23 protein-coding genes and 1 other annotated feature are annotated in these 25,607 nt (G+C 38.4%); of the genes, 6 read left to right on the top strand and 17 right to left on the bottom strand.

Annotation, left to right across the window (positions count from 1 at the left end; translation table 11 throughout):
- Positions 1-132 precede the first annotated feature (132 nt).
- The 3 genes from lepB to V7138_RS14375 form a co-directional block, all read right to left on the bottom strand.
- Complete coding sequence (gene lepB, locus V7138_RS14385; RefSeq protein ID WP_335398480.1) at positions 133-693, bottom strand: signal peptidase I; 561 nt, start codon at positions 691-693, stop codon at positions 133-135.
- Positions 694-719: 26 nt separating this feature from the next.
- Positions 720-1,340 (bottom strand): TVP38/TMEM64 family protein, encoded by a 621-nt coding sequence (locus V7138_RS14380; RefSeq protein ID WP_335398478.1) that lies wholly within the window; start codon positions 1,338-1,340, stop codon positions 720-722.
- Positions 1,341-1,492: 152 nt separating this feature from the next.
- On the bottom strand, positions 1,493-3,484 hold the full coding sequence (locus V7138_RS14375; RefSeq protein WP_335398476.1) for a S9 family peptidase: 1,992 nt from the start codon (positions 3,482-3,484) through the stop codon (positions 1,493-1,495).
- A gap of 182 nt (positions 3,485-3,666) precedes the next feature.
- Here V7138_RS14375 and V7138_RS14370 point away from each other — a divergent pair, with 182 nt between their 5' ends.
- Positions 3,667-4,032, top strand: coding sequence for a hypothetical protein (locus V7138_RS14370; RefSeq protein ID WP_335398474.1), 366 nt, complete (start codon positions 3,667-3,669; stop codon positions 4,030-4,032).
- Between the two features lie 49 nt (positions 4,033-4,081).
- On the opposite strand, the gene V7138_RS14365 is transcribed toward V7138_RS14370, so the two are convergent.
- Both V7138_RS14365 and V7138_RS14360 read right to left on the bottom strand, forming a co-directional pair.
- Positions 4,082-4,621, bottom strand: a complete 540-nt coding sequence (locus V7138_RS14365; protein ID WP_335398472.1) for a competence protein ComK — start codon at positions 4,619-4,621, stop codon at positions 4,082-4,084.
- 173 nt (positions 4,622-4,794) lie between these two features.
- The gene (locus V7138_RS14360) at positions 4,795-5,007 is read right to left on the bottom strand and encodes a hypothetical protein (RefSeq protein WP_335398525.1); all 213 of its coding nucleotides are present in this window, start codon (positions 5,005-5,007) and stop codon (positions 4,795-4,797) included.
- A gap of 155 nt (positions 5,008-5,162) precedes the next feature.
- Here V7138_RS14360 and V7138_RS14355 point away from each other — a divergent pair, with 155 nt between their 5' ends.
- Positions 5,163-5,399, top strand: coding sequence for an IDEAL domain-containing protein (locus V7138_RS14355; RefSeq protein ID WP_335398470.1), 237 nt, complete (start codon positions 5,163-5,165; stop codon positions 5,397-5,399).
- Between the two features lie 63 nt (positions 5,400-5,462).
- Here V7138_RS14355 and aceA read toward each other — a convergent pair whose 3' ends face one another.
- From aceA to V7138_RS14340, 3 genes are all read right to left on the bottom strand, one after another.
- Positions 5,463-6,740: an isocitrate lyase gene (gene aceA, locus V7138_RS14350; protein ID WP_335398468.1), complete on the bottom strand. Its 1,278-nt coding sequence runs from the start codon at positions 6,738-6,740 to the stop codon at positions 5,463-5,465.
- Between the two features lie 18 nt (positions 6,741-6,758).
- The gene (aceB, locus tag V7138_RS14345) at positions 6,759-8,348 is read right to left on the bottom strand and encodes a malate synthase A (RefSeq protein WP_335398466.1); all 1,590 of its coding nucleotides are present in this window, start codon (positions 8,346-8,348) and stop codon (positions 6,759-6,761) included.
- 206 nt (positions 8,349-8,554) lie between these two features.
- Positions 8,555-9,817, bottom strand: coding sequence for a M48 family metallopeptidase (locus tag V7138_RS14340; RefSeq protein WP_335398464.1), 1,263 nt, complete (start codon positions 9,815-9,817; stop codon positions 8,555-8,557).
- A gap of 161 nt (positions 9,818-9,978) precedes the next feature.
- Positions 9,979-10,189 (top strand) — a binding site (T-box leader).
- A gap of 41 nt (positions 10,190-10,230) precedes the next feature.
- On the opposite strand from V7138_RS14340, the gene argS reads away from it, so the two are divergent.
- Complete coding sequence (gene argS, locus V7138_RS14335; protein WP_335398462.1) at positions 10,231-11,916, top strand: arginine--tRNA ligase; 1,686 nt, start codon at positions 10,231-10,233, stop codon at positions 11,914-11,916.
- Between the two features lie 27 nt (positions 11,917-11,943).
- On the opposite strand, the gene V7138_RS14330 is transcribed toward argS, so the two are convergent.
- The 5 genes from V7138_RS14330 to V7138_RS14310 form a co-directional block, all read right to left on the bottom strand.
- Positions 11,944-12,249, bottom strand: coding sequence for an MGMT family protein (locus V7138_RS14330; protein WP_335398460.1), 306 nt, complete (start codon positions 12,247-12,249; stop codon positions 11,944-11,946).
- 185 nt (positions 12,250-12,434) lie between these two features.
- On the bottom strand, positions 12,435-13,211 hold the full coding sequence (locus V7138_RS14325) for an enoyl-CoA hydratase (RefSeq protein WP_335398458.1): 777 nt from the start codon (positions 13,209-13,211) through the stop codon (positions 12,435-12,437).
- Positions 13,212-13,334: 123 nt separating this feature from the next.
- Positions 13,335-14,885, bottom strand: a complete 1,551-nt coding sequence (locus V7138_RS14320; protein ID WP_335398456.1) for a fatty acid--CoA ligase family protein — start codon at positions 14,883-14,885, stop codon at positions 13,335-13,337.
- A gap of 173 nt (positions 14,886-15,058) precedes the next feature.
- On the bottom strand, positions 15,059-16,048 hold the full coding sequence (locus V7138_RS14315) for a lipoate--protein ligase (protein WP_335398454.1): 990 nt from the start codon (positions 16,046-16,048) through the stop codon (positions 15,059-15,061).
- Positions 16,049-16,055: 7 nt separating this feature from the next.
- Positions 16,056-16,787, bottom strand: coding sequence for an MBL fold metallo-hydrolase (locus V7138_RS14310; RefSeq protein WP_335398452.1), 732 nt, complete (start codon positions 16,785-16,787; stop codon positions 16,056-16,058).
- A 190-nt stretch (positions 16,788-16,977) separates the two neighbouring features.
- Here V7138_RS14310 and yhfH point away from each other — a divergent pair, with 190 nt between their 5' ends.
- Positions 16,978-17,106 (top strand): protein YhfH, encoded by a 129-nt coding sequence (gene yhfH, locus V7138_RS14305; RefSeq protein ID WP_335398450.1) that lies wholly within the window; start codon positions 16,978-16,980, stop codon positions 17,104-17,106.
- Positions 17,107-17,136: 30 nt separating this feature from the next.
- Here yhfH and hemY read toward each other — a convergent pair whose 3' ends face one another.
- The 4 genes from hemY to V7138_RS14285 form a co-directional block, all read right to left on the bottom strand.
- The gene (gene hemY / locus V7138_RS14300) at positions 17,137-18,567 is read right to left on the bottom strand and encodes a protoporphyrinogen oxidase (protein ID WP_335398448.1); all 1,431 of its coding nucleotides are present in this window, start codon (positions 18,565-18,567) and stop codon (positions 17,137-17,139) included.
- 88 nt (positions 18,568-18,655) lie between these two features.
- Complete coding sequence (gene hemH / locus V7138_RS14295; protein ID WP_335398446.1) at positions 18,656-19,588, bottom strand: ferrochelatase; 933 nt, start codon at positions 19,586-19,588, stop codon at positions 18,656-18,658.
- 22 nt (positions 19,589-19,610) lie between these two features.
- Entirely contained in the window at positions 19,611-20,648 is a 1,038-nt protein-coding gene (gene hemE, locus V7138_RS14290) for a uroporphyrinogen decarboxylase (RefSeq protein ID WP_438824361.1), read from the bottom strand.
- A gap of 200 nt (positions 20,649-20,848) precedes the next feature.
- Positions 20,849-22,987, bottom strand: a complete 2,139-nt coding sequence (locus V7138_RS14285) for a transglycosylase domain-containing protein (protein ID WP_335398444.1) — start codon at positions 22,985-22,987, stop codon at positions 20,849-20,851.
- Positions 22,988-23,351: 364 nt separating this feature from the next.
- Here V7138_RS14285 and V7138_RS14280 point away from each other — a divergent pair, with 364 nt between their 5' ends.
- On the top strand, positions 23,352-23,858 hold the full coding sequence (locus V7138_RS14280) for an antibiotic biosynthesis monooxygenase family protein (protein WP_335398442.1): 507 nt from the start codon (positions 23,352-23,354) through the stop codon (positions 23,856-23,858).
- 114 nt (positions 23,859-23,972) lie between these two features.
- Positions 23,973-25,391, top strand: a complete 1,419-nt coding sequence (locus tag V7138_RS14275; protein WP_335398440.1) for a hypothetical protein — start codon at positions 23,973-23,975, stop codon at positions 25,389-25,391.
- The last annotated feature ends 216 nt before the right edge of the window (positions 25,392-25,607 follow it).

Raw genomic sequence — 25,607 nt, 5'->3', positions numbered from 1 at the left:
AATCCGTCGTAGCGAACTTCTCTAAAATCAATTCATAATTTTGGTACTATTTTATCATATTCAAGCCAAAAAAGAACTCGAATTTCGTTTGAGTTCTTTGTCAATGTTCATTATGGGAATACGTTTTCTTCTTTAATTCAATAATTCCATTTTATCGAAGGGCCAGTATTTGATGTTTACCTTACCGACAACCTTTTCCATGCTGACAAATCCGAAGTGGCGACTATCCCAACTGTCTATGCGATTATCACCAATTACAAAGATATGATTTGCTGGAACCGTTGATTCCCCTGTTACTTCTTCAAGGGTGAAGTCACCTGTTAATTGACCGACAAACAGTTCTTTTTTAAATTTGTCCAGGAATGGTTCGGGAACACTTTTGCCATTTACATAAAGCACATCATCTCGGTATTCAAGCGTGTCTCCAGGCAAACCGATGATGCGTTTTACAAAATCCTCTTCTTTATTTTTATGAAATACAACGATGTCAAAGCGGTCAAGCTCCCCTATTTTCATTCCAATCTTATTGACCATTAAAAGGTTACCATCCTCAAGTGTTGGCATCATAGATTCGCCATCAACAATGTAGTTCGTAAAAAAAAAGGTTCGTAAAAATACAACGATGATAAGACTGATTCCTAAAGCTTTAATCAAAGAAAAATTTTGTTTATTCTTTGCTGGGGTTTCCTCCATTCAATCTCCACCCTTCGTATGATCTGTTAGGCTTCATCCTCCTTAAGGAGTTTTGGCTTTACCTTTAACCATGCCTCCACTCTTTTCCCGACAATCCAAAGCACAAAAATAATAACGCCCACAATAATGGTTCGGACTGGCTGTTGAAAAAGAGCTCGTATATCATAGCCTATGAAACTAATGGTGAATATCATTACTAATTTTCCACTTAAAACAGCTAAAACAAATTGAGGAGTACTTACCCTTGATAACCCAGCAACTAAATTAATCGCTGCAGACGGGGTGAAAGGAAAACATAATAGGAGAAATAAAGGCCCAAAACCATGCCTTTCAACCCAATGGACAAGCCGCTGTACTTTTTTATGTCGACTGACAAATGAAAAGAACCGTTTTTGACCATACTTCCGAACTAGGAAGAAGACAAGTAAGGAACCACCGATGGCTCCTATCCATGAATATAAAAATCCAAGCCAAAGTCCAAATGCATTTGCATTGGCAACAACAAATGCTACCAGAGGCAGAAACGGGAGAAACGCTTCTAGCATCGGAAGAATAATTCCAGGCAATGGACCAAATGACCGGTATTCCTTTAATAATTCTTCAATATTTTTCAATGTAATTAGTTCTTTGATTGTTTCAATATCCATAGGTCTCTCCTTGCGAAAATCCAATCCACCAGAGCGGATGCGAAAATTTATCTTACTTCATATTGTACACCCATTTGGGCATCTCTACCAAAAAAATTCACTTTAAACAGATGTAAAAAAGACACTAGCGTCTGCTAATGCCTTTTTCAGTCTTATCTTAAATATTCTACAAACCAATCTTTAATATGGTTAAGGCGTGATAATCGTAATTTTGGATTTCCGCTTCTTGATAATTCATGGTTGGCACCTGGGAAACGAACAAATTTTGCTGGTTTCTTTTGATGTTTCAATGCTACGTAAAACTGCTCTGCTTGTTCAATTGGACAACGGAAATCACGCTCTCCATGGATAAGCAGTAAAGGTGTATCCACATTCCCTACATATTTTAGTGGGGAATGATTCCATAGTTTTTCTGCATCTTCCAGTAGATTGCCTTTAAGCTCCCATTCTGTAAAGAAGTATCCAATATCACTTACCCCATAAAAGCTAAGCCAATTTGAGATTGAACGTTGGGTAACCGCAGCTTTAAATCGATTTGTATGACCAACAATCCAGTTTGTCATGAAACCGCCATAACTCCCACCTGTTATACCAAGATTCGCTTCATCAACAAAATCAAAATGCTCAACTGCATAATCAGTTGCTGCCATCACATCTAAATAGTCCTTGCCACCATAGTCGCCACGAACAGCATCAACAAATTGCTGACCATAGCCATGGCTACCACGAGGATTGGTGAAGACAACAGCAAATCCCTTACCTGTTAACACTTGAAATTCATGAAAATACGTATTTGCATACATTGCATGAGGACCACCGTGCACTTCAACAATGGTCGGATATTTCTTACCCTCTTCATACCCAAATGGCTTCATGACCCAACCGTTAATTTCCCACCCATCTGGTGCTTTGAAGGTAAACGGTTCTGCGCTTGAAAGTTCAATCGTTTGTAAAAAGGCTTCATTCACATTTGTAAGTCGATTCAATTCACCGTTACTCAAATCCAAGTGATACAGGTCGCCTGGTTCAGTTGGTGTACTGATTCCCACCACTGCCTTATGATCATTTACTGTTAGTGCAAATACATGTTGATTCTCAAATAAAGATGGATACACTTCCCCTTCAACAGAACCATAATATACTCCCGTATTGCCATGGTTTGTTAATAAGAAATAGAAGCTTCTGCTATCTTCATTCCAAATTACTCCTGGGTTTGAACCACCTAATTGAAAGTCTGCAGCAACGCAATCTCCTACATAAGCATCCAGTTCACTTGTTAAACATGTGAATTCTGAGCTTTCAACTGTGTACAGCCAGATTTTTGGCAATGTTGCACCTGCAAATTCTTGTTCATGTCCAATGATCGCAATATACTTGCCATCTGGTGACCAAGATGGCAAGCCAAAGTTACCGGTGCCGTCTGTAATCTTTTGATAGCTCTTATCGTTTACTGACATCACATAGACATCAGAGATTAAATTATAATCTGAATCCTCACTAATATCACCAACGAATGTGAACTTCGATCCATCTGGTGACCAACCACCAGCTGTATAATCAAACTCTCCTGATGTTAACTGCTCTATTTCACCTGAAACAATATCAACTAATGCAAGGTGTTGATTTTTATTATCTAAAAATCCGGTTGCATCCGATTTGTAACGTATTCGCTCGACAACCATTGGCTCAAGCTTTTTCTCTTCGTCATCCTTTTTCTTCTTTTCTTTATCTGAGATGCTTTCATCAGGAGCTAACGAAGTTGCAAATAAAATGTTTGAACCATCTGGTGACCAGATTGGATTTCTGGCACCATTGACACAATATGTAAGTTGCTTCGGCTCCCCACCGTTTGCGTTTATAACAAAAATTTGCTGCTTGCCTGAACGGTTTGATACAAATGCAATTCTTTCCCCATCAGGTGACCAACGTGGTGAGCCATCTCTGACATCCCCAAAAGTCCACTGTGCAATCTTCCCGTCAACCGTTCCAACATATAAATGTGAGTTATACTCATGTTTTTCCTTATTAATTTCAGTCTCCACAAACACAAAACGTTGTCCATCTGGAGAAAATTGTGGATCATTGACTGTTTTTAATTCATATAAATCCTCAGCAACGATTCCTCTGCTTTTTTTATCTGTCATCCTTCTCCCGTCCTTTATTACAAAATTTTCAAAGTATTGTAGTATAGTACTTCTTCTTCCATTATGCACTACATTTTAAATTATTTCGACACTAGAAATAATTTCTCCTTCACTTTTCTTGATTCTTCTTGAAAAATACATTATTATATACACAAACATATGTTCTCGAAAGAGGGATAATCATGACAAGAATACCTGAGGATGACCGTGATCTTTTTGAAAAAGCCATCTTTTTGCCAATGGTTCTAACCATCCTTAACCGTGATCTTTCAGCAATAGAAACCGCCGGCTTTAAGTTAAAAAAGCCGTATCTCCATTTGCTCGAACATACAATGAAGAAAGTTCAAAAAGACCTCTATACAATCAAACAACAAATGAAAAAGAAAAATATGAAGGTATGGGAAAAACAAAGAGATGAGGCATTTACCTTATTTTCATTCATGTATCGAGGCTATGAAGAGGAGCATAACTACTTTAACCCACGGATTCGAAACGAAGTTCAACAGTTACTTGAAGCTTATTTCATCGAAAAAAATGACAGTGAGTAATATTTGACAATTATAAGGTCGGGAATTATGTTCATATTTCAGATCAGTTTTATTTGGGTAAGCTTTCGTTGTTTGGAGGATTGATCATAAAATTCATGCGTTTATTAGGTTTATCCATTCGGTTTGTAACAATTGTCCGTAATTGTGCAGTTCTATGGAGTTGATTTTGGAAGGAGCCTTTTGAAATTTGCAGTTGAATCGCTTGCTTGTTTGTAAAAATAACAGTTGTTTTTTCATGTAGGCCATACTCGCAATCTGAGACAAAATTATGCGAAAGCCATGCACAATCCTGTTTGGTTGGCGAAGATGTCGGAAAGAGAAAAATCTTATTAGAGGCTTCGACAATAATTGGAGCCTTATGGGTCACTCCCATGATCTCACGCGTCCCCTCTTGTCGGCCTTTAAGTGAACTTCCAAAATAACGACAGCTTCGGTCAACGATTTCAGTAGGTTTCATGGCTACTACATATTCACCTTCGACCTCAAGTACCCTGGAACAGGTATTACTTCCCATTTCAATTGGAAGTACTGCCATTGTGTCAGGATTAATCTCATATTCCACTAAGTAATTCATATTCTTCACTTTCATTTATTCAACCCCTTCAAATTATTATAATTTTTAAACTAATGAAAGCATTTACAATATAACATTTATAGACCTTTATAACTATACAGTTCACAAAAAGTTCACAAAAAAGTGGAATTCTTTTTAAAATGCTCTTTTAAAAGAGAATTTTTAAAGGAATTCCACAAGGATACTTACTATGAATTCTCATTGATTTGACCAAGTTCCTTATCAGCAAGATATGCATTTGCTTGTTCTAATGTCGTATGCTCATCAACCGAGTTACCTGCATAGGTAGATTCCGAAAGGAAAGGGTTATTTGTATCAAGTGCATTTGACATCCCGAAAACAGGGTTTAACGGCGTATTCTTTGGAATATCGTGATTTGAGCGTTCATTTGGGTTTTTCATTTTTTTCCACCTCCATTACTATCATGCATGAAAATTCAAGATATCATACTTATATTTTGAGTATTCCAAATTAATTTTTAAAAAGTCAAAAAATTCAGTTGATTTTACATATCTACCTAAATATACTAATAAAAAGGACTTAGGGGTGAGCTTTCATGAAAAATAGAAAAACGTACTCTGAAATCATGAAGTCACGGGATACGAAAAAATTCAAAACACCAAGGGAATCGGTATTAGACATATATATTCAAATGATTATTGATGAGAGCCTATTCAAACGAAAAAAAGAGTTTTTAGAAACGAAAGTTAATGAAGCGATTGATACACAAAATGTGAGTTTGTTTTTAGAAGCATCAGCAGAATACCGCAAACTGTTTCGAAAAACGATGTAAAAAAATCAAGTCCAGCTAAAAAAAACTGACTAACCAACGTTAGCCAGTTTTTCTCTGAGTTTATTATCTTGTAAATTGTGCTTCTTCTGTAGATCCTTTTAAAGCTGTTGTTGATGAGGTTCCGCCTGTTATGACCTGAGCCACTTCATCAAAGTAGCCTGTTCCTACTTCACGTTGGTGGCGAGTTGCTGTGTAACCATATTTTTCACTTGCGAATTCAGCCTCTTGGAGTTCTGAATATGCCCCCATTCCTCTTTCCTTATAGCCTCTAGCCAATTCAAACATGCTGTGGTTTAAAGCATGGAATCCAGCTAAAGTAACAAATTGGAATTTGTATCCCATCTTTCCGATTTCCTTTTGGAAGTTTTCAATTGTTTCTTCATCAAGCTTCTTCTTCCAATTAAATGATGGAGAGCAGTTATAGGCTAATAGCTTACCAGGAAACTTCTCATGTATAGCATCTGCAAAACGCTTAGCCTGTTCTAAATCTGGCTCAGACGTTTCACACCAAATTAAATCTGCATATGGAGCATACGCTAATCCACGGGCAATTGCTTGATCGAGTCCCGCTTTCGTCCGAAAGAATCCTTCAGGTGTTCGTTCACCAGTAATAAATTCCTGATCAACAGGATCGATGTCACTTGTAATAAGGTCTGCTGCATCAGCATCGGTTCTTGCAACTAAAATTGTTGGAACACCCATTACGTCTGCTGCAAGACGGGCAGAAATTAAATTTCGTACTGCTGTTTGCGTTGGTAATAATACCTTTCCACCTAAATGCCCACATTTTTTTTCAGAGGAAAGCTGGTCTTCAAAATGGACGCCAGCAGCCCCAGCTTCAATCATCCCCTTCATTAATTCAAATACATTCAATTGCCCGCCAAATCCAGCCTCAGCATCAGCCACAATTGGAGCAAACCAATCCGTATCTCCATCCTCTTCCAAATGCTGAATTTGATCAGCACGTTGGAGAGCTTGATTTATACGCTTTACAACACTTGGAACACTATTTGCCGGATACAAGCTTTGGTCTGGATACATATGCCCTGAAAGGTTAGCATCTGCAGCTACTTGCCAGCCGCTTAAATAAATTGCCTTAAGACCTGCTTTGACTTGCTGAACAGCTTGATTACCTGTTAATGCCCCTAATGCATGAATGTAATCCTCTGTATGAAGTAGATTCCATAGTTTTTCAGATCCTCGGCGTGCCAATGTATGCTCAATATCAATTGAACCCCGTAATCGAATTACATCCTCGGCACTATATGGTCTTTCAATTCCATTCCATCTCGAATCCATTTCCCAATTTTCTTGTAATTTTTGTGCTCTTTCATTTGTCATTGTATTTTCCTCCTTTTTTTATAACATTTCATATCCAGGTAACGTTAAAAACTCTACAAATTCATCATTTTTTACTAAGTCCTCAAATAGACGTGTAGCTTCCGCAAAACGACCTGCTTCAAACGCTTGTGTACCTATTTCTTGTTTTATTTTTTCAAGTTCTTCTTCTTGAAGCTGTTGAACAAGCTGCCATGTGATCTTTCTTCCATCTTCTAAGATCCCTTTTGGATGACGTATCCATTGCCAGAGTTGAGCTCTAGAGATTTCCGCTGTCGCTGCATCTTCCATCAGATTATGGATGGGTGCTGCACCATGTCCACGAAGCCATGATTCAATATATTGAATACCAACATTAATATTCGTACGGACACCTTGCTCCGTTATGCTACCTGTAGGAATTGCAAGAAGTTCCTCTGCAGTGACTTGAACATCCTCTCGTTTTTTATCAATTTGGTTAGGTCCTAGCATAACTGTATTAAAGACCTGTCTAGCCACTGGTACAAGCCCAGGGTGTGCAACCCATGTTCCGTCGTGGCCATTATTTGCTTCACGTTCCTTATCCGCACGGACTTTATTAAAAGCTTCTTCATTTGCTTTTGGATTGTTTTTTACTGGGATCTGAGCAGCCATTCCACCGATTGCATGACACTCTCGCTTATGGCAAGTTTTAATAACATGCTGAGAGTACGCACTCATAAATGGAGCTTTCATCGTGACTTCAGACCGATCTGGTAAAATCACATCCTCCACATTTCGAAATCTCTTTAAGTAGCTAAAAATATAATCCCAACGACCACAATTTAGCCCTGCAGAATGATCCTTTAGTTCATATAAAATTTCATCCACTTCAAAAGTGGCGAGAATCGTTTCAATAAGAACAGTAGCTTTAATCGTTCCTTGAGGAATACCCAGTTCCTTTTGCGAAAAGATAAAAACATCATTCCACAGTCTTGCTTCAAGATGGCTTTCCATCTTCGGCAGATAAAAATAGGGACCACTGCCATTCTCAATCAAACGAATCGCATTATGATAAAAATAAAGTCCAAAATCTAGTAAACTAGCTGAAATTCTCTTACCGTCAAGTTCAATATGCTTCTCTTCTAAATGCCAGCCTCGTGGACGAACAACAAGAGTTGCAATTTCATTATTTAGCTGATACTTCTTCCCGTTTGGATTCTCGAATGTAATGGTCTTCCTTACAGCATCCCGTAAATTAATCTGCCCTTCGATTACGTTTTTCCAAGTTGGGGAATTGGCATCCTCAAAATCTGCCATAAATACTTTTGCTCCCGAGTTTAATGCATTAATGATCATTTTTCTGTCGACAGGACCAGTTATCTCAACTCGACGATCTTGCAGGTCTTTTGGAATGGGGGCTACTGTCCAATTCCCGTTCCGAATATGTTCGGTTTCGGATAAGAAAGTAGGCATGATTCCCTTGTTGATTTCCTGTTGTCGTTGCTGCCTCTTTTCTAGTAATTGTTTTCTTCTTCCTCCGAAGTTCCGTTCTAGTTTTTCAATGAAGTTTAATGCCTGTGGTGTCAAAATTTCATCATACTGCCCATTCATATTCCCTCTAATATGAATTCCTGAGGTTTGTATCGTCATTTTGTCCCAAACACACCTTCCTTTGTATTGTTATAATACAGTTTTTTAATACTAAAAGTATTATATAACAGACTTTCCAAAAATGGAACATTTTTCTGAAATTTTTATATAACAATTTTTAAAATGGTAATTCTGTACTATAACAACATAATTATAAAAAAGCCTTGCTCACAGAATTTCCTCTGCAAACAAGGCTCTTATTTTGGTTATTTTTCATTTTTTTCAAATTCGTTCGTATACGTAATTCTTTCAAGCATTGTTGGATGACCATACCTGAAAATTTTAACAAGGAATGGTGGGTTTACTTGACTTAAGCCAGCCCTTGATAATTCCTGAAAAGACGAAACCGCCGCCTTGTTATCTTCGGTCATTTCAAGTGCATATAAATCAGCTGACTTTTCCTGGTGTCTTGAAACAGCATTTGATACTGGATCGGATACAAAACTTAAAACAGAGATTAACAATAAAAACACCGGTAAAACTGCAATATCCTTAACACTTGAAATTTTAAATAGATGGCCCCATTTACGAATCATAAAGGTCATGAGTTTGCTGATTATAAAGAGTCCCACTAACGTTAAGAGCAAATACCCAGCTATTCCTATATAAATATGCTTCATCACGTAATGTCCCATCTCATGTGCCATAATGAACAATATTTCATTTTCATTTAGACGTTGAAGCGTTGTATCCCAAAGCACAATCCGAGAATTGGAGCCTATTCCAGTTACATATGCATTTAGTGCATTTGTCTTTTCAGACATATTCACTTCAAATACATGGTCTGCCGGGATATCAGCTCGATTGGCTAATTCAAGAATTTTCGTCTCCAATTCTTTATTCGTTAATGGGAAAAAGTCGTTATAAAGTGGATCGATTATGACTGGCTGTACGAACATGAGAAACATGGAAAATGGAATCGACAGAAGCCATGCATGAAACCACCATCTTTTTTCATTTCTCCGAATTAACCAAAACAAGACACCCACAATGACGATCATCAAGGCATAATTTACCCAAAAATCAATAAGTAAATCCTTCATCCAGCTTTGTGTCGATTGAACGGTTATATTATACGCCTTGGAGAGTTTGTAGCTTATCCATGAAAGCGGAAATGATAATATTTCAACTAACAAGGATAGCCAAAACAGATAGATCGCCGTTTGTAAAATTGAAAATTTAGTTGATACTTTTGACCAATCACGAAACTTTGCTGAAATTCCGATCACCAGGACGAAAATATAAATTAACCACTCGAATGGTATAGACAGGAAAAACAACAGGTTTCTGATTTGCGAATATTCTTCACTTAATAACAGCTGACGTTCATTCATAAATGTCTGTGGATCTGCCGGGCTACCTTTTAGCTGGGCAGGGATGTCCGTATTTGCTCCAAAAAATAAATACCATGCTATAAATAACCCAAAAACAAGATAAATTCCAAGTGACCAACCGATTACTTTTTTCACTAGCTGTCCCCCTTTATGTACAACCCCTCTTAGTAGTATTTTAGTGTAAAATGGGGCCAGTTAGAACAATGACTTTTATATGTCTTCATTTTTGACAAGATAAGCATTGAAAAAACCTATTGATTTCTTTTACCCAATTTTGTATCATGAATAAAATATATCCAAATTCAATGATGAAGAGAGTAGTCCTGATGTAGTCCAATAGCGAGTTGGGGATGGTGAAAGCCCAACGGTGAAATCAAGATGAACCGCACTTCTGAGAAGCACACTTGAACTTCCTCTAGTAGGGTGTGCCGGGGGAACCCGTTACTTATTAAGTCAGGTTCATCATGAACAATTGGAGTGGTACCGCGGGAAAATCTCGTCTCTTTTATAGAGGCGAGATTTTTTTATTTTATCAGGGAGGTAAGAGTATGGACGTGTTACAGGTGTATGTCAAAGAAATATCGAAGCATCTTCATGACATTTTACCATTTGAGGAAGTAGTAAAGCTTATTGAAAAACCAAAGTTCCGAGAACAAGGTGACCTCGCTTTCCCATGCTTTACACTTGCGAAGCACTATAGAAAAGCACCGCAAATTGTAGCACAGGAAATCGCTGTTTCGATAGAAGGCCCACTTTTTGAAAAAGTTGTTGCTGAAGGTCCATATGTGAACTGTTTTCTAAACAAACAAGAAGTGAGCAAACACATCCTCCAAACAATTCTTTCAGACGGAGCAGACTATGGAAGCCTAGAATTTGGGGAAGGTGGAGCGATCACTATTGATTTTTCCTCTCCAAATATTGCGAAGCCTTTTTCGATGGGTCATTTGCGGTCAACTGTAATTGGTAACTCCCTTGCCAATATTGTGGAGAAATGCGGCTATCGGCCAGTCCGAATTAACCATCTTGGGGACTGGGGCACACAATTTGGAAAACTCATTGTTGCATATAAGCGTTGGGGTGATGAGAAGGCGGTTCAAGCAAAACCTATTACCGAATTGCTTAAGCTTTATGTTCACTTCCATGAAGAAGCTGAAACGAACCCTGAATTGGAAGATGACGCGAGATTGTATTTCAAGAAACTAGAGGATGGAAATGAGGAAGCATTATCTCTTTGGCGCTGGTTTAGAGAGGAATCGTTAAAGGAATTTTCTCGGATCTATTCCTTACTCGATGTTAATTTCGACTCCAATTATGGGGAAGCTTTTTACAACGATAAAATGGACGCGACTGTTGACTTGCTTAACAAAAAGCATCTCTTAATCGAGTCAGAGGGTGCAAAGGTCGTTGACTTATCCGAAGAAAACATTCCTCCATGTCTCATTAAGAAATCCGATGGAGCCACTCTTTACGCAACAAGGGATGTAACAGCTGCCATTTATCGTCAAGAACACTATGATTTCAAGAAGGCAATCTATGTGGTTGGCCATGAACAAAGCTTGCATTTTAAACAAATCTTCCTAGTCCTAAAAAAGATGGGAAATGAGTGGGCTAAAGAGATGGTCCACGTTCCATTCGGCTTCATCTTAAAGGATGGCAAGAAAATGTCGACTCGGAAAGGCAAAATTGTTCTGTTAGAAGAGGTGATCGAGGAAGCAATTGAGCTTGCAAAACAAAACATTGAAATTAAAAATCCCAGCTTAGATAACAAAGAAGAAATTGCAAAAATGGTCGGTGTAGGTGCCATTATTTTTCATGATTTAAAAAATGAACGACTTAACAATATTGAATTCTCATTAGAGGATATGCTGAAGTTTGAAGGTACGACTGGTCCATATGTTCAGTACACACATGCTAGAGCTTGCTCTATTCTGCGAAAATCACCAGGTTCGGATGCACCGGCAAAGGGACTCTCTGATTCCCATAGCTGGTCGGTTGTCAAGCACCTCATGGAATTTCCGACCATTATCAAAAGGAGCATGCAGCTGTATGAGCCTTCTGTTATTGCAAAATATATCATTGAGCTCGCACAAGAATTTAATAAATACTATAGCCATGTCAAGGTCCTTCATGAAGATAACGAAATGAACGACCGAATCGCTTTGGTCCGTTCCGTTTCCATTGTTCTAAAAGAAGGCCTCCGATTATTAGGTGTAAAAGCACCAGAGGAAATGTAGAAAGCCTAGGATTTGTACCTAGGCTGTTTACTCTGGATGATACTGATATTTTTCAAGATTAATACAACCGTTAATGACCTCTATTCCTTCATCTTCAAGAAAGATGATTTGTGCAGCATGGGTTTCTTCATCACGAATTGCAATTTCACCTCTGGAGTTAATCACACGAAACCAAGGAAGATTGTATTTTTTACTCATTGAATGGAGAACCCGCACAACCTGTCTTGCCCCCCGTGGGCTACCTGCAAGTTTTGCAATCTGCCCATAGGTCATGACCTTGCCTGGTGGTATTTGTTTTATAATTTGGATCGTATTTTCAGTAAATGGGTTCATATTATTTGTTCCTTACATCATCTTTGTATTCATTGTCTTAAATTTAGGATGTTTTTTCAATGGGTTTGGCTGATTCTTTGCGGAAATGGGGTCTATCGGTTTTATTTTCATTCTAGCGATTTTACTCCGTTTCTATCCATTTTAAAATAAAAAGACGTCTCAACCGTGAGACGCCACCACAACAACTATTTCCCTTTAAAGTTAGGCTTTCGTTTTTCATTAAAAGCTGCCAGGGCTTCCACTCTGTCCTCGGTTGGAATAATCACTTCATAGGCCTTACGTTCGATTTTAAACCCTGTATGTAAGTCTGTATTCAATCCTTGCTTAATCGCAAATTTCGCTTGCTGTAAAGCAAGTGGGCCATTTTTTAGCATATCATTCGCTAGCTTCATAGAGGCCTTCATTAATTCTTCGCGAGCTACAACACTTGAAACAATCCCATAATCCTTTGCTTCGGCTGCACTTATTCGTTTAGCCGTTAAAATGAGCTCCATAGCTTTTGTTTCTCCGATGAGACGTGGAAGTCGTTGGGTTCCCCCGGCGCCTGGAATAATGGCTAGACTCGTTTCCGTTAGTCCCACTTGAGTATCTTCGACTGAAATCCGAAAATCGCAGGCCAGTGCGAGTTCCATACCGCCACCAAATGCATAGCCATTGATTGCAGCAATTGTCGGCTGTGGCAAATCGCCAATACTCGCAAAAACCTGGCCAATTTTATAAACATTTCTTCTTACCTGTGCTTCATTTAGTGTTTTTCGTTCCTTTAAATCTGCACCAACACTAAATGCTTTTTCACCAGATCCCGTAATTATCACAACACGAACATCTGAATTTGTGCGAATATCCTCGACAACTTCATCGAGTGTCTTAAGCATCTCATAATTAAAACAGTTTAAAGCATCAGGGCGATTCAATGTGACAGTTGCTACATGGTTTTCAATTTGATATAAAACTGCAGACATGATTACACCTCTTCTAAAATATTTGATATCGCTTACATCCTATTTCGCCTTAAACTAAAAAATTCCTTTAAAAAATGTTTAAACCAACTTAAAAAAACAGGCCAAATTGACCTGTTCTTCCCCTTATTTAGTCACTAAATCCTTTAACGCACGACGCAAAATTTTTCCGGTTGTATTTTTAGGAAGTTCGTCAATGAATTCTATTTTACTAGGAAGCTTGTATTTAGCTAAATGCTCACGACAATATGCAAGGAGAGTATCATCTGTTAAATCAGGATTCTTCTTCACAACATAACAGTGGACTGCTTCACCCTGCTCTGGATCTGGTACACCTACAACAGCTACTTCTATGATATCGGGATGATTGTAAAGAACTTCTTCGACTTCTCTTGGGTATACATTATAACCACCGACAATAATCATATCTTTTTTTCGGTCAACGATATAAAAATACCCTTCTTCATCTACCCTCGCTAAATCACCTGTATAAAGCCAACCATTTCGCAATGTCGCATCACTTTCTTCAGGCATTTTATAATAGCCCTTCATCACATTTGGCCCACGAACGATTAGTTCTCCAACTTGACCAACCGGCAAGTCATCACCATTTTCATCGACAACTCTGTTCTCGACATTGACAATATTTGTCCCGATCGAACCCGGTTTACGTGGACGATCTAACGGATTGAAGCTTGTTACAGGTGATGCTTCGGAAAGACCGTACCCTTCAGATACCAGAACATTAAACTTCTGTTCAAAGCTTTTTAAAAGGGCTACTGGCATTGCTGCACCGCCTGAAATACATAAACGTAATGTGCTTAAATCTTCAGGATTTCCTTCTGGATATTGAAGAAGGAAATTATACATTGTTGGAACACCTGCAAAAACCGTAGCCTTGTATTCCTTAGCAAGGCCAAAAATTTCTTTCGGGCTAAACTTAGGTACAATTAACAGTGTACCACCACTCATTAATGGGGCATTTAACGCTACTGTTAGGCAGAAAACATGGAACATCGGTAATGTTGTTATCACACGATCCTGATCAGAAATTTTCAAGTAATCCGCAACGTCCCTTGCATTACTATACAAATTCTTGTGGGTCAACATTGCCCCTTTTGGTTTACCAGTTGTACCGGATGTATACAGGATGACGGCAACCTCATCATCATCAAGTATTGGTCCTTGAAAATGGAGCTCCCCAGAACCAACCACTTCTGTAAACGATTTCAATTTAGAGTAGTTAGAAAATGTTGAGAAATCTTCTCCACTATCTAAACCCTGTGGGGTTTCGCATACAATTAGATGCTCAACTTTCGGAAGGTGTTCATTCATCTTTTCAAAAAGTGGAACAAGCAAGTCTAACGCTATGACAGCCTTTACATCTCCGTTATTCACAATATATCCAATTTCATCAGATGTATAAATTGGATTAATCGGAATTACCGTTGCCCCTATACGGAGTGCACCGTAAAATCCAATCACAAAATGCGGAGTATTTCCCAATACGAGAGCAATGTGATCGCCCTTTTTGATTCCGAGTTTTTCTAAGCCGCTTGCGAACTTTGATACTGCACCATCTAGTTCAGCATATGTACTATTCTTCCCTTGAAAAATATACGCTGGTTTGTCGAAGTATCTCTTTGCTGTTTCCCCTAGTTGAGTCGATAAATTCAAATTTCTCCCTCCCAATGCCAATTTAATGAATGAACAGTCATTCATTAAATAACAAAAAATAATATTCTAAATATATTATATTGAAAGAAAGTTTTTCTATCAAGACGAAATAAAGATATTATATAAATAACGGGTAAGAAATCGATAAGATCTTACCCGCCTAGCGCTTATTTTTAATAAATTAAATTAATAAAGTCTTCTTTGGTAATTTTACCGAAATAATGCTGAATATCGATGCCTTCCAAAGCCTTCTCTAGCTCCGCTTTTTCATACTTTGTTCCAATTATTTTTTTTTCGATTTCCTCTACATCCCCTACTCCAAAGAAATCACCGTAAATCTTACAATTATCAATTATTCCCTTTTGAACTTCAAGACGCACATCAATGGATCCAACTGGGAAACGATGTGAATGCTGGTAATTGAATTTCGGCGATTTGCCATAGTTCCAATCCCAATTTTGATAGCGTTCTTTCGAAATTTCGTGGATGTTTTCCCAATCCTTTTCCGTCAATTTATATTCAGGAATATCGCCTTCTGTGTTAAAGATGTATCGTAGCAGCATTTGTCTAAATTCTTCAATTGTAACTTTTTCCGTAAGAAATTCACTAATATTTGCAACCCTGCTTCTTACAGATTTAATTCCTTTTGATTCAATTTTATCTTTCTTCACTTTTAGTGCAGATACGACGTTATCAATTTCTGAATCAAACATAAGCGTTCCGTGGCTGAACATTCTACCTCTTGTTGAAAATTGAGCATTTCCTGAGATTTTTCTACCTTCAACCTCGATATCGTTTCGCCCACTAAGTTGTGCATTCACACCAAGCTTGTGAAGTGCTTCAATCACTGGTTCAGTGAATTTTTGATAGTTGTGAAAGCTTTCCCCATCGTCCTTTGTAATAAAGCTAAAATTTAAGTTGCCTAAATCATGGTAAACAGCCCCACCGCCTGATAAGCGGCGCACAACCTTAATTCCATTATCTTCAACATATTGTGTATTAATTTCCTCAATCGTGTTTTGGTTTTTCCCGATGATTATGGATGGACCATTAATATAAAACAATAAATATGTTTCATTGATGTCGAGATTTTTAAGTGCATACTCCTCAATCGCTAAGTTAATTTGCGGATCATTAATTCCTTTATTATCGATAAATAACATCGTGATTTCACTCCCAAGTTAGTCCTGATTTTGCTAATTGAATATGGCCATTAAATTGTTCTGAAGCTTGTTTCACAAGGTCTTCATGATTGCCGTAATGAGGCAAATGGGTGATCCAAAGTTCTTTTACTTGCGAGGCAGCCGCAATTTTTCCAACCTCTGTACTATTCATATGCCCCATATTTGAACCATCTTGGTCTGCATATAAGTTGCATTCACAAATAAACAGGTCTGCCTCTTTTGTAAACGGAATAAACTCTTCTATGTAGCTTGAATCAGCTGAAAATACAACAGTTTGTCCACCAGCTGTGATTCTCATGGCATAGCACGCTACTGGATGCTTTGTTTTCATGAATGATATAGAAAACGGACCAATTTCGATCGTTTCATTCGGATTGTACTCAATCGCCTTTGTATGTCCTTTGTGCTCTAATCTCGAAAAACCTTCCTGATCAGCAGTATGTCCATATATAGGCAGTTCCTTTTGTTGATTGTGGATTGCACTTGTTACGAGTCTTGCATATTGCATTGGTCCAATATCTGCGACATGGTCATGATGATAATGAGATAAAATTATAGCATCAAGTTCATCAATTGTTATATAGTTTTGAAGCTGTGCTAGTACACCACTTCCGCAATCGACAAGGAGCCGAAATCCTTCATGTTCAAATAAATACCCTGTTGTGGCTTCATTTGCAGCCGGAAAGCCGCCCCAGAAACCCACTACTGTTACCTTCATAGGATCACCTTTCTTATAATATGTTCTTCTTTATTCCTAGCAATTCTTCACTGGTTTACCCTATCCACTACCACTATAATCGATACAAAAAAATTTTTCACTTTTTTTATACTTTGTTACAAAACAGTTATTGACATAATTTTAACTGTTATAGTACACTATAAACAATAAAGGAAACGGAGGGGTTAAAATGTTAGTAAAAAGTACAGAATTTTTCAAAAATCTACCTGCTAAAAAATGTGCTGAATGTGGCCATGATATTGAGGAGCAGCATGAGTGCTACGGCAACAAATGTGATCATTGTAATGAAATCAAATAAAAAAGGAAGGCCATGGCCTTCCTTTTTTATCTATACTAGAACAGGAGTAGTTATTTTTAAATATTCAAGAACATTAGTTACGGCTTTTTCTCCTTGGTCAATACAATCCGGTAGCCCGAGACCTTCATATGAACTTCCGGCTAAAAAGACACCTGGTAAATGTTCTTCAACATTATTCTTCACATGCTCTACCCGATCCTTATGACCAACCGTGTATTGCGGCATTGCATCTTTCCATCTGGTTACGATTGAAAATTCAGGCTGATCCGTGATGTTCATGGTTTTATTCAAATCATCAAGTACCACTTTGATAATTTCCTCGTCGGATTGATCAACAATCGCCTCGTCTCCTGCCTTTCCAACATAGCAACGGAGTAAAACTTTGCCTTCAGGTGTTGTATGTGGCCACTTTTTATGAGTCCAAGTAACTGCGGTAATAATATAATCATTATTTCGCGATACAACAAAGCCAGTTCCATCAATATCCTTTTTGATCGCTTCTTCAGGGAAAGCCATTGCCACAGTTGCAACTGAAGTGGATGGCATCTCCTTAAAGGAATCGAAAAAGGAATATTGGTTAAAGATGGATTGTGTTACATGATGTGGTGTCGCAACGACTACACTATCAGCTGTCATTTCTTCTCCATTGTTTAGCTTGATGAGATAGTGATGGCTATGCTTTTCAATGCCTTCGACTTTGATTCCTTTAAACACGGTACCGGGTTCAAGCTTTGCTTCAATCGCATCAATAAATGACTGTAGTCCAGTAGTAACCGTTAAGAATTGGCCTTTAGGTGCTGATTTTGTTTCCCCATTTGGCTTAGGTTTTGGTGGTGTTGTTTGTTTCATCCCAACAATTAGACTCCGGTATTTTTGCTCAACTTGGTAGAATTGTGGGAAAGTCGACATTAAGCTTAATTGATCGATATCCCCTGCATAAATCCCTGAAAGCAATGGCTCGATAAGGTTTTCAACGACTTCATCTCCAAGTCTTCTTCTAAAAAATTGGCCGAGTGATTGATCACCTTCACCTGTTGTTCGTGGCAGTACAAAATCCATTGCCGCTCTCAGTTTGCCTATTGGGGTAAACAGACCTGTTGTAATGAACGGTCCGATTTGAGTAGGGATCCCCATGATTGATCCACCAGGCATTGGATGAAGTTTTCCACCCACAAGAACATAGGATTTACCAGCAGTATTATTCACCAATTTATCCCCTAGTCCAACCTCATTGACCAGTCGTGAGGCACTTTTTTTCCTTGCTAAAAAGGAATCTGGACCTCTTTCTATTACAAACCCATCTCGTTCAACGGTCTGTACTTTTCCACCTAATCGATGGCTCGCTTCTATAAGCGTACATGTAATATTTAAGCCCTTCTCCCTTGCCTCTTTCTGGAGATAATAAGCTACTGTTAAACCAGTAATCCCACCACCTATTACGACTACCTTTTGATTACTCACTTAACTTCGCCTTCTTTCAATAGGATGCTCAAAAGTAAGGTGTTCGGTCATTTCCACCCTTCTTTTGAACTTTTAATTAATGTATCGTTTAATTTTGTAGTTCTTTTAAAATAACAGTCGCCAAACAATCGATAAATTCAGGTTTCGCATTTGGCATTTCCGGGCGGTAATAACTTACACCAAGCTCTTCTGATACAACCTTACATTCGTAGTCGTTATCATAAAGAACCTCTAAGTGATCTGCAACGAATCCAACAGGTATATAAACAAATGCCCTGTAGCCTTTTTCGTTATAGAGGTCTCTAGTTAAATCTTGAACATCTGGTCCTAACCATGGCTCAGGAGTATTTCCAGCACTTTGCCAACCAATTTCAACATTTTTTACACCTGCAGCTTCTGCAATTAAATCAGCTGTTTCTTGTAATTGGCTAGGATATGGGTCACCTGCTGCAATGATTTTTTCAGGAAGGCTATGAGCTGAAACGATTAAGACTGCATTTTCCCGTTCTTCATCAGTCATTGAGGCAAAAGTTTGCTTCACTTGATTAGCCCAGTACTCGATGAATTTAGGCTCCTTATACCAGCTTTCCACCGAAGTAATTTTGGGTCCACCAAGTTTTTCTGCTTCCTCTTTTGCACGACCATTGTATGATTTTACACTAAATGTTGAAAAATGAGGGGCAAGTACAAGACTTACCGCTTCCTCAATCCCATCTTCATGCATTTGTGCAACTGCATCCTCGATGAAAGGCTCGATATGCTTTAACCCTTGGTACATTTTAAACTCAATGTCATCTTGAATTTGATTTAGATGTTCTTCGAGTTTTTCACCTTGTTCAGTTGTAATTTTAGCAAGCGGTGAGATTCCACCAATCGCTTCATACCGATTACGAAGGTCTTCAAGCATTTCTGGTGATGGCTTGCGGCCATGACGAATATGTGTATAATACCGTTCAATATCCTCTTCTTTATATGGAGTACCGTATGCCATTACGAGTAAACCCATTTTCTTTTTTGTCATTTAGAACACCTCAGAAGCTAGATTAATTTTTCTTTGAATATTCGTGGATGAATGTAGTTAGACGCTTTAGAGTCTCTGGCTTTACTTCAGGGAAAACTCCATGACCGAGGTTGAAGATATAGCCCGGTTGTTGCATTCCCTGGTCTAAGATTTCTCTTGCTTTTTCTTCAATGACTTCCCATGGAGCTAATAGCAGGGCTGGGTCAAGGTTTCCTTGAACTGGTTTTGTGACTCCAAGTTCTCTTGCATTCATAATCGGGAGGCGCCAATCAAGCCCGACAACATCTAAAGGCAGATCGTTCCATTCTAATGCTAAATGGCTGGCTCCTACTCCAAACATAATTAGTGGTACATTTTCCTCACGCAGTGCTGAGAAAATACGGTGCATAACTGGTTTTATGAAATGACGGTAGTCTGCAACATTTAATGCCCCTACCCAGGAGTCAAAAATTTGTACAGCTTTTACACCCGCAGCTATCTGTGACTTCACATAGGTAATCGTCATATCAGCTAGTTTATCCATAAGTGCAAACCAAGCGTCTGGCTCTGCGTACATGAAAGCCTTCGTTTTATTATAATTTTTTGAAGGACCGCCTTCAATCATATAGCTTGCTAGAGTAAAAGGTGCTCCTGCAAATCCAATCAATGGTACCGAAAGCTGTTCTGTTGTCAATAGCTTGATTGTATCAAGTACATATGGAACATCCTCTTCTGGATGAATTTCTCCAAGCTTCCCAACGTCCTTTACCGAACGAATGGGGTTGCTGATAACGGGACCAACACCTGCTTTGATTTCAACGTCCACTCCAAGTGCTGGAAGTGGAGACATAATATCCTTATAAAGAATAGCAGCATCTACGTCATATTGTTCAACTGGAAGTCTAGTGACATATGCACATAATTCCGGTTGATGTGTAATTTCAAATAAACCGTATTTTTCTTTTATCTTTCGGTATTCAGGTTGGGAGCGCCCCGCTTGGCGCATATACCAAACAGGTACATGTTCGGTCTTTTCACCTCTTGCCGCCCTCAATAATGTATCATTAAAACCCTTTTGCATATGTATTTACCTACCTTTCATTCTTCACACAATAGTTACAATAATAGCATAAGTACATTTCTTTTATTAAATATCTGTTTCATTTATCCTCACTCTATCACTATAATTGTTTCTACTATCCTTGTATACAAAACCGAGTCAAATGTCAAAAATTTGACGAACATTAAGGGTGGTGACATTTGTACACCACCCCAGCTGTTCTATTTATTTGAAAAAAAGGTAGGCTTAACAGTTTGTGAGTGTATACCTTCTTCCTTCGTTTGCGAATTATAAGGAACGATAAAGTAGGAAGGCATCGAAAAAATGTTTACATTTTCTATTTCATAGCTGCCTATTCCTCTTACAGAACTCACATATTTAACAGACTTTGAATTCTCCTCATAGATTCGATACTCAATCCGTTCATCATCTGAGGGTGTCCAATTTAAAATTACCGTAAAAAGCCCAAGTGGCTTAAATGTTAAATTAGCTTTCACATCATCGATTTCAGAAAGACGAATTGGTGGCTCAAGCTCTTCCACATCCTTTGGTGCAGAAAAAACTGTGGCCTTTTTCAACTCTGAATGATCGAGAATTTTCTTGAATAGTTTCGTCGGAGATGAGCTACCCCCTTTTAAATAATGGGTTGCATCTGTCGAGTCATAGCCCATCCATAAAGCCCCCACTACGGAAGGAGTAAAGCCGACAAACCAGGCATCCTTAATTCCGTTTTCTACACCTGGTAAATTGGTTGTCCCAGTTTTACCTGCAAGAGCACCTGAATAACTTCCTACCCTTGCCGTACCATTATCAACAACACCTTCAAGCATTCTAGTCATGTACCACGCAGTTTGTTTTGAAAACGCCTCGCTCTCATGAGTGGATGCCTCACCAATTACTTTGCCGTCTCGGTTTTCGATTTTATTAATAACATGCGGTTCGATGACCTTTCCTTCCCGAGCAAAGGCTCGATATGCTTTTGCCATTGCAAGTGGTGAGATTCCCTCTTTAAGACCACCTAACGCAATCGATAGACCTTGATCTGGAATAGTGATTCCTGTTTTAGTTAAATATTCTTTAGCTGTATCAATTCCTAGTCGATCAAGCATCCATACAGCAGGTGCATTTGCAGATTCAATTAACGCATCATACATCGATATTTTTCCTTTATAAATGCCTGATATATTGCTTGGTTCATATTCCCCATAGGAAAGTTTCTTATCAACGATCATTGAATATGGTTCAAACTCATCTTCTTCTAATGCTGGTCCATATACTGCAAGGGGCTTAATGGTCGATCCTGGCTGACGTTTGACTAAAACTCGATTAATACCTCTACTGACATAATGCCTTCCCCCGATACTTGCCAGGACACCGCCTGTATCGTTATTAATTAGCACAAACGCCCCTTCCACATTATCATCTACACCTGGGAAATTCTTTTGGTCTTTAAAAAGCTCGTATGCTGTTTTTTGAATTTCTAAATTGAGTGGAACTGTGATGGTATACCCACCTCTAAGTAATTCTTCATTTGATAATTTATAACGTGACTTTGCCTCTTCAAATACCATGTCGATATACGTTAATAAAGCAGGGTCTCTTTCTACTTCATGTATATCTATAGAAAGCGTCTTTCCTTGAACCCTTACAGCCTCCTCAGGCTGTAAAAATCCTCTTTTCTCCATTAAGTTAATAACCAAATCTCGTCTTTGTTTACTTTTTTCAGGATTTAGAATCGGAGAATAGGTGGATGGTGCTTTTGGGATTGCTGCAAGAAGAGCCCCTTCTTCAACCGTCAAATCACTTACATTTTTATTAAAATAAAACTTTGATGCAGACTGAATGCCATATGCCCCATGTCCAAAATAAATTTGATTTAAATACATTTCAAGTAGTTCCTGTTTGCTATATTCCTCTTCTAAATTAATTGCTATGATTAATTCCTTTGTTTTTCGAAGAAATGTTTTTTCGTTTGTCAGAAACACATTCTTAGCAAGCTGTTGTGTAATTGTACTGCCACCTTCTACCTTTCCTCCAGCGACAATGTCTTTATAAATGGCCCTTCCAATTGCCTGAACGTCGATGCCATGATGTTTATAAAAACGCGTATCCTCAACCGCGATAAACGCTTGTTGAACATATTCCGGAATATCCTTTATTGGCACAATGTCCCGATTTTCATAATATAATTTCGTAATAAATCTGCCTTCTTCATCAACCAGTTTTGTTGCAGAATTCATGACCAGTTTTTTGTCATCAATAACATAGTCACCTGCATATATGATAAGCAAATACCCACACAATCCAAGGACAAATGAACCGATTATAACAAAAAATGAGAGTAATAATTTCTTTTTCATAAAAAGACCTCCTTGGAAAAGTTTAAAAGCGCAAGCGCCTCGAAAAGATGAACATCGACTAACTACTGCCACGTCCTGTGGCAAACGTCGATGTCAGCACTTCATGTGCAAGTCCGACAAGCATAAGAAAAGCCGGCGAGAAGGATGCAGTTTATCCTTCTTGACGGATTGGCTTATGACCTCGAGCTGCTCAAAGCGAGCTTTTCGCAAGATACCCAAAGAAGCAAACTCAAGGTGAAAACTGGCTAGGCGCTGAAGCTAGATAGAATGATTTAAGATGTTTTCAAAAATTTGTTATGTTATCTTTTAGTATAACTGTAAAAGTTTCCTACTATGTATTACGTCCAAATAAAGGAGGGGTTACATGAATTTTTACATAGCGTTTGGGACAGTTGACTTTTTAGAAAAGCTTCATGAAAAACATAAAAAACAAAACATGGCCTTGTTCTATAATAACGAAACAGCCATCCTGCTCCATGAAACGACCAAAAAATCTGTTTTTGCTGCACCACGAAAATATGAAGTACTATCTGAGTCCGGGAACATAGTCGATGCAAGTTTTGCGGCATTAACATATGTACCTGTAACCGATGAAGGCATCCCACTCTTTGAATACAACATCACACAAAAGTCTTCACTTTTTCAAAACAAAACTGGATTTATCGCCTTTCGCATACTTCGGCCTAAAAAAAGTGATACCTTCGTTATTGCAAGCTTTTGGTTAAAAGAATCTTTTTATTTAGAGTGGACCCGCTCCCTGGCATTCAAAGAAATGGAACAAGTGATTGAAAAAACAAAAGCAGGCATAAACAAAACCGTCTTTTCCGGACCTGTTTATACAAAAACTTTTCACTCTTTACAGGGTCATTAAAAATTTTGTGCACTTCTCACACCTTATCCCCCTCAACATATTCTGTATTACAAACATGGGTAGATGTGTAGTTACTCTTGCTTGAATTCGGAATAATTGAATGGGGGTTTTACAATGTTAGTGGAATTAACCGCCCTGCATTGGATATATGTTTCTTTTATCCTCTTAATCATCGGCTTTATGGTGATGAGGAGAGACACCTCGCTTATATGTATCATCGGTATCTTTTTATTAGCGATTACCGCAACTGGATCAATAAGTGCTTCCATCAGCGGTGTTTTTAATAGCTTTATTTATGCAATCACTGAATTACTTTCAACCATTCTCGTAATATCGATTATTGTTTCCATGAGTAAGGCGTTAACTGTCACGGGAATCAATGATATCATGATTGCTCCTTTTGCAAAACTGATACGTTCCCCAGCGCTTGCCTATTGGACAATTGGAATTGTCATGATGGTGATTTCATGGTTTTTCTGGCCATCTCCTGCTGTAGCTTTAATCGGTGCCGTTCTTCTACCTGTAGCAATGAGGGTTGGCCTCCCAGCTCTAGGTGTCGCGATGGCAATGAACTTATTCGGTCACGGTATTGCATTGTCGAGTGATTTCATCATTCAGGCAGCTCCTAAGCTTACTGCAGATGCTGCGGGTCTCGAAGTATTGGAGGTTGTAAAAGCGAGTATTCCATTAGTGTTTGTAATGGGTATTGTGACTACAGTCGCAGCCTACATTTTCCTTCGTAGGGATATGCGAAAGGGCACCCTTTCAGTTGATGGAAAGTCAAATTATATCAACCCATTAACAAAAGACCTCTCAAACCAAGAAGAACAACAACTAAGAAAATTATTATCTCCATCTGCAAAACGCTTCTTCGCAATCTTAATCCCAATTCTATTTGCCCTAGATGTAGCAGCTATGTCTTCATTAAATCTTTCTGGTGGAGATGCAACAGCACTTATCGGAGGCACATCCATTTTTATCCTTCTTCTCATTTCCCTTGCAGCCCATAAAAATGCTGGGTTAGAAAAAACCACAACTTATTTAATTGAAGGTTTTCAATTTGGCTTTAAAGTATTTGGCCCGGTCATCCCAATCGCCGCCTTTTTCTATCTTGGTGATTCAGGTTTTGGGAAAATCATTGGTGATTTCTTACCTCAACATTCACAGGGAATTGTGAACGACCTTGGAGTCAGCCTTGCTTCAGTTGTACCATTAAATGCACCAATCGGAGCCATTACCTTAACAACTGTAGGGGCCATTACCGGCTTAGATGGATCAGGTTTTTCAGGAATATCGTTAGCTGGATCACTTGCTGCTTTGTTCTCTTCTGCTCTCGGGGCTGGTGCAGCGACATTAACCGCACTTGGGCAAATTGCTGCCATTTGGGTTGGAGGCGGAACCCTCGTTCCTTGGGCGCTCATTCCAGCAGCTGCTATCTGCGGAGTTGACCCATTTGAGCTTGCCAGGAAGAACTTACTTCCTGTCACAATTGGGTTGGTCGTGACGACGATTGTGGCAATGTTTTTAATATAAGTTGTATAAAGGCAGCTCTTTTTTAATAGGGCTGTTTTTTCATTATTGCGTTTAATATTGATGTAGATTACCGTTATTAAAACTAACTATTTAATCAAAAAATTGATATTATACTATACTCTTAAACTTTTCTATTCTTAATACATTAAGTGAAGATTAGAAGTAGAACAATAAATAATTAAGGGACTGTTTTTAAAATTATATAATATTTATAAT

The sequence above is a fragment of the Bacillus sp. JJ1533 genome, assembly GCF_036965045.1.
Classification (GTDB): Bacteria; Bacillota; Bacilli; order Bacillales; family Bacillaceae_L; genus Ferdinandcohnia.
This window is presented reverse-complemented; position numbering and strand designations above follow the sequence as displayed.

Bases quoted from the DNA above. Each gene is read 5' to 3' on its own strand.
- lepB (WP_335398480.1), bottom strand. From the start codon at position 693: ATGGAGGAAACCCCAGCAAAGAATAAACAAAATTTTTCTTTGATTAAA.
- V7138_RS14380 (WP_335398478.1), bottom strand. From the start codon at position 1,340: ATGGATATTGAAACAATCAAAGAACTAATTACATTGAAAAATATTGAA.
- V7138_RS14375 (WP_335398476.1), bottom strand. From the start codon at position 3,484: ATGACAGATAAAAAAAGCAGAGGAATCGTTGCTGAGGATTTATATGAA.
- V7138_RS14370 (WP_335398474.1), top strand. From the start codon at position 3,667: ATGACAAGAATACCTGAGGATGACCGTGATCTTTTTGAAAAAGCCATC.
- V7138_RS14365 (WP_335398472.1), bottom strand. From the start codon at position 4,621: ATGAAAGTGAAGAATATGAATTACTTAGTGGAATATGAGATTAATCCT.
- V7138_RS14360 (WP_335398525.1), bottom strand. From the start codon at position 5,007: ATGAAAAACCCAAATGAACGCTCAAATCACGATATTCCAAAGAATACG.
- V7138_RS14355 (WP_335398470.1), top strand. From the start codon at position 5,163: ATGAAAAATAGAAAAACGTACTCTGAAATCATGAAGTCACGGGATACG.
- aceA (WP_335398468.1), bottom strand. From the start codon at position 6,740: ATGACAAATGAAAGAGCACAAAAATTACAAGAAAATTGGGAAATGGAT.
- aceB (WP_335398466.1), bottom strand. From the start codon at position 8,348: ATGACGATACAAACCTCAGGAATTCATATTAGAGGGAATATGAATGGG.
- argS (WP_335398462.1), top strand. From the start codon at position 10,231: ATGGACGTGTTACAGGTGTATGTCAAAGAAATATCGAAGCATCTTCAT.
- V7138_RS14330 (WP_335398460.1), bottom strand. From the start codon at position 12,249: ATGAACCCATTTACTGAAAATACGATCCAAATTATAAAACAAATACCA.
- V7138_RS14325 (WP_335398458.1), bottom strand. From the start codon at position 13,211: ATGTCTGCAGTTTTATATCAAATTGAAAACCATGTAGCAACTGTCACA.
- V7138_RS14315 (WP_335398454.1), bottom strand. From the start codon at position 16,048: ATGTTATTTATCGATAATAAAGGAATTAATGATCCGCAAATTAACTTA.
- V7138_RS14310 (WP_335398452.1), bottom strand. From the start codon at position 16,787: ATGAAGGTAACAGTAGTGGGTTTCTGGGGCGGCTTTCCGGCTGCAAAT.
- yhfH (WP_335398450.1), top strand. From the start codon at position 16,978: ATGTTAGTAAAAAGTACAGAATTTTTCAAAAATCTACCTGCTAAAAAA.
- hemH (WP_335398446.1), bottom strand. From the start codon at position 19,588: ATGACAAAAAAGAAAATGGGTTTACTCGTAATGGCATACGGTACTCCA.
- hemE (WP_438824361.1), bottom strand. From the start codon at position 20,648: ATGCAAAAGGGTTTTAATGATACATTATTGAGGGCGGCAAGAGGTGAA.
- V7138_RS14285 (WP_335398444.1), bottom strand. From the start codon at position 22,987: ATGAAAAAGAAATTATTACTCTCATTTTTTGTTATAATCGGTTCATTT.
- V7138_RS14280 (WP_335398442.1), top strand. From the start codon at position 23,352: ATGAATTTTTACATAGCGTTTGGGACAGTTGACTTTTTAGAAAAGCTT.
- V7138_RS14275 (WP_335398440.1), top strand. From the start codon at position 23,973: ATGTTAGTGGAATTAACCGCCCTGCATTGGATATATGTTTCTTTTATC.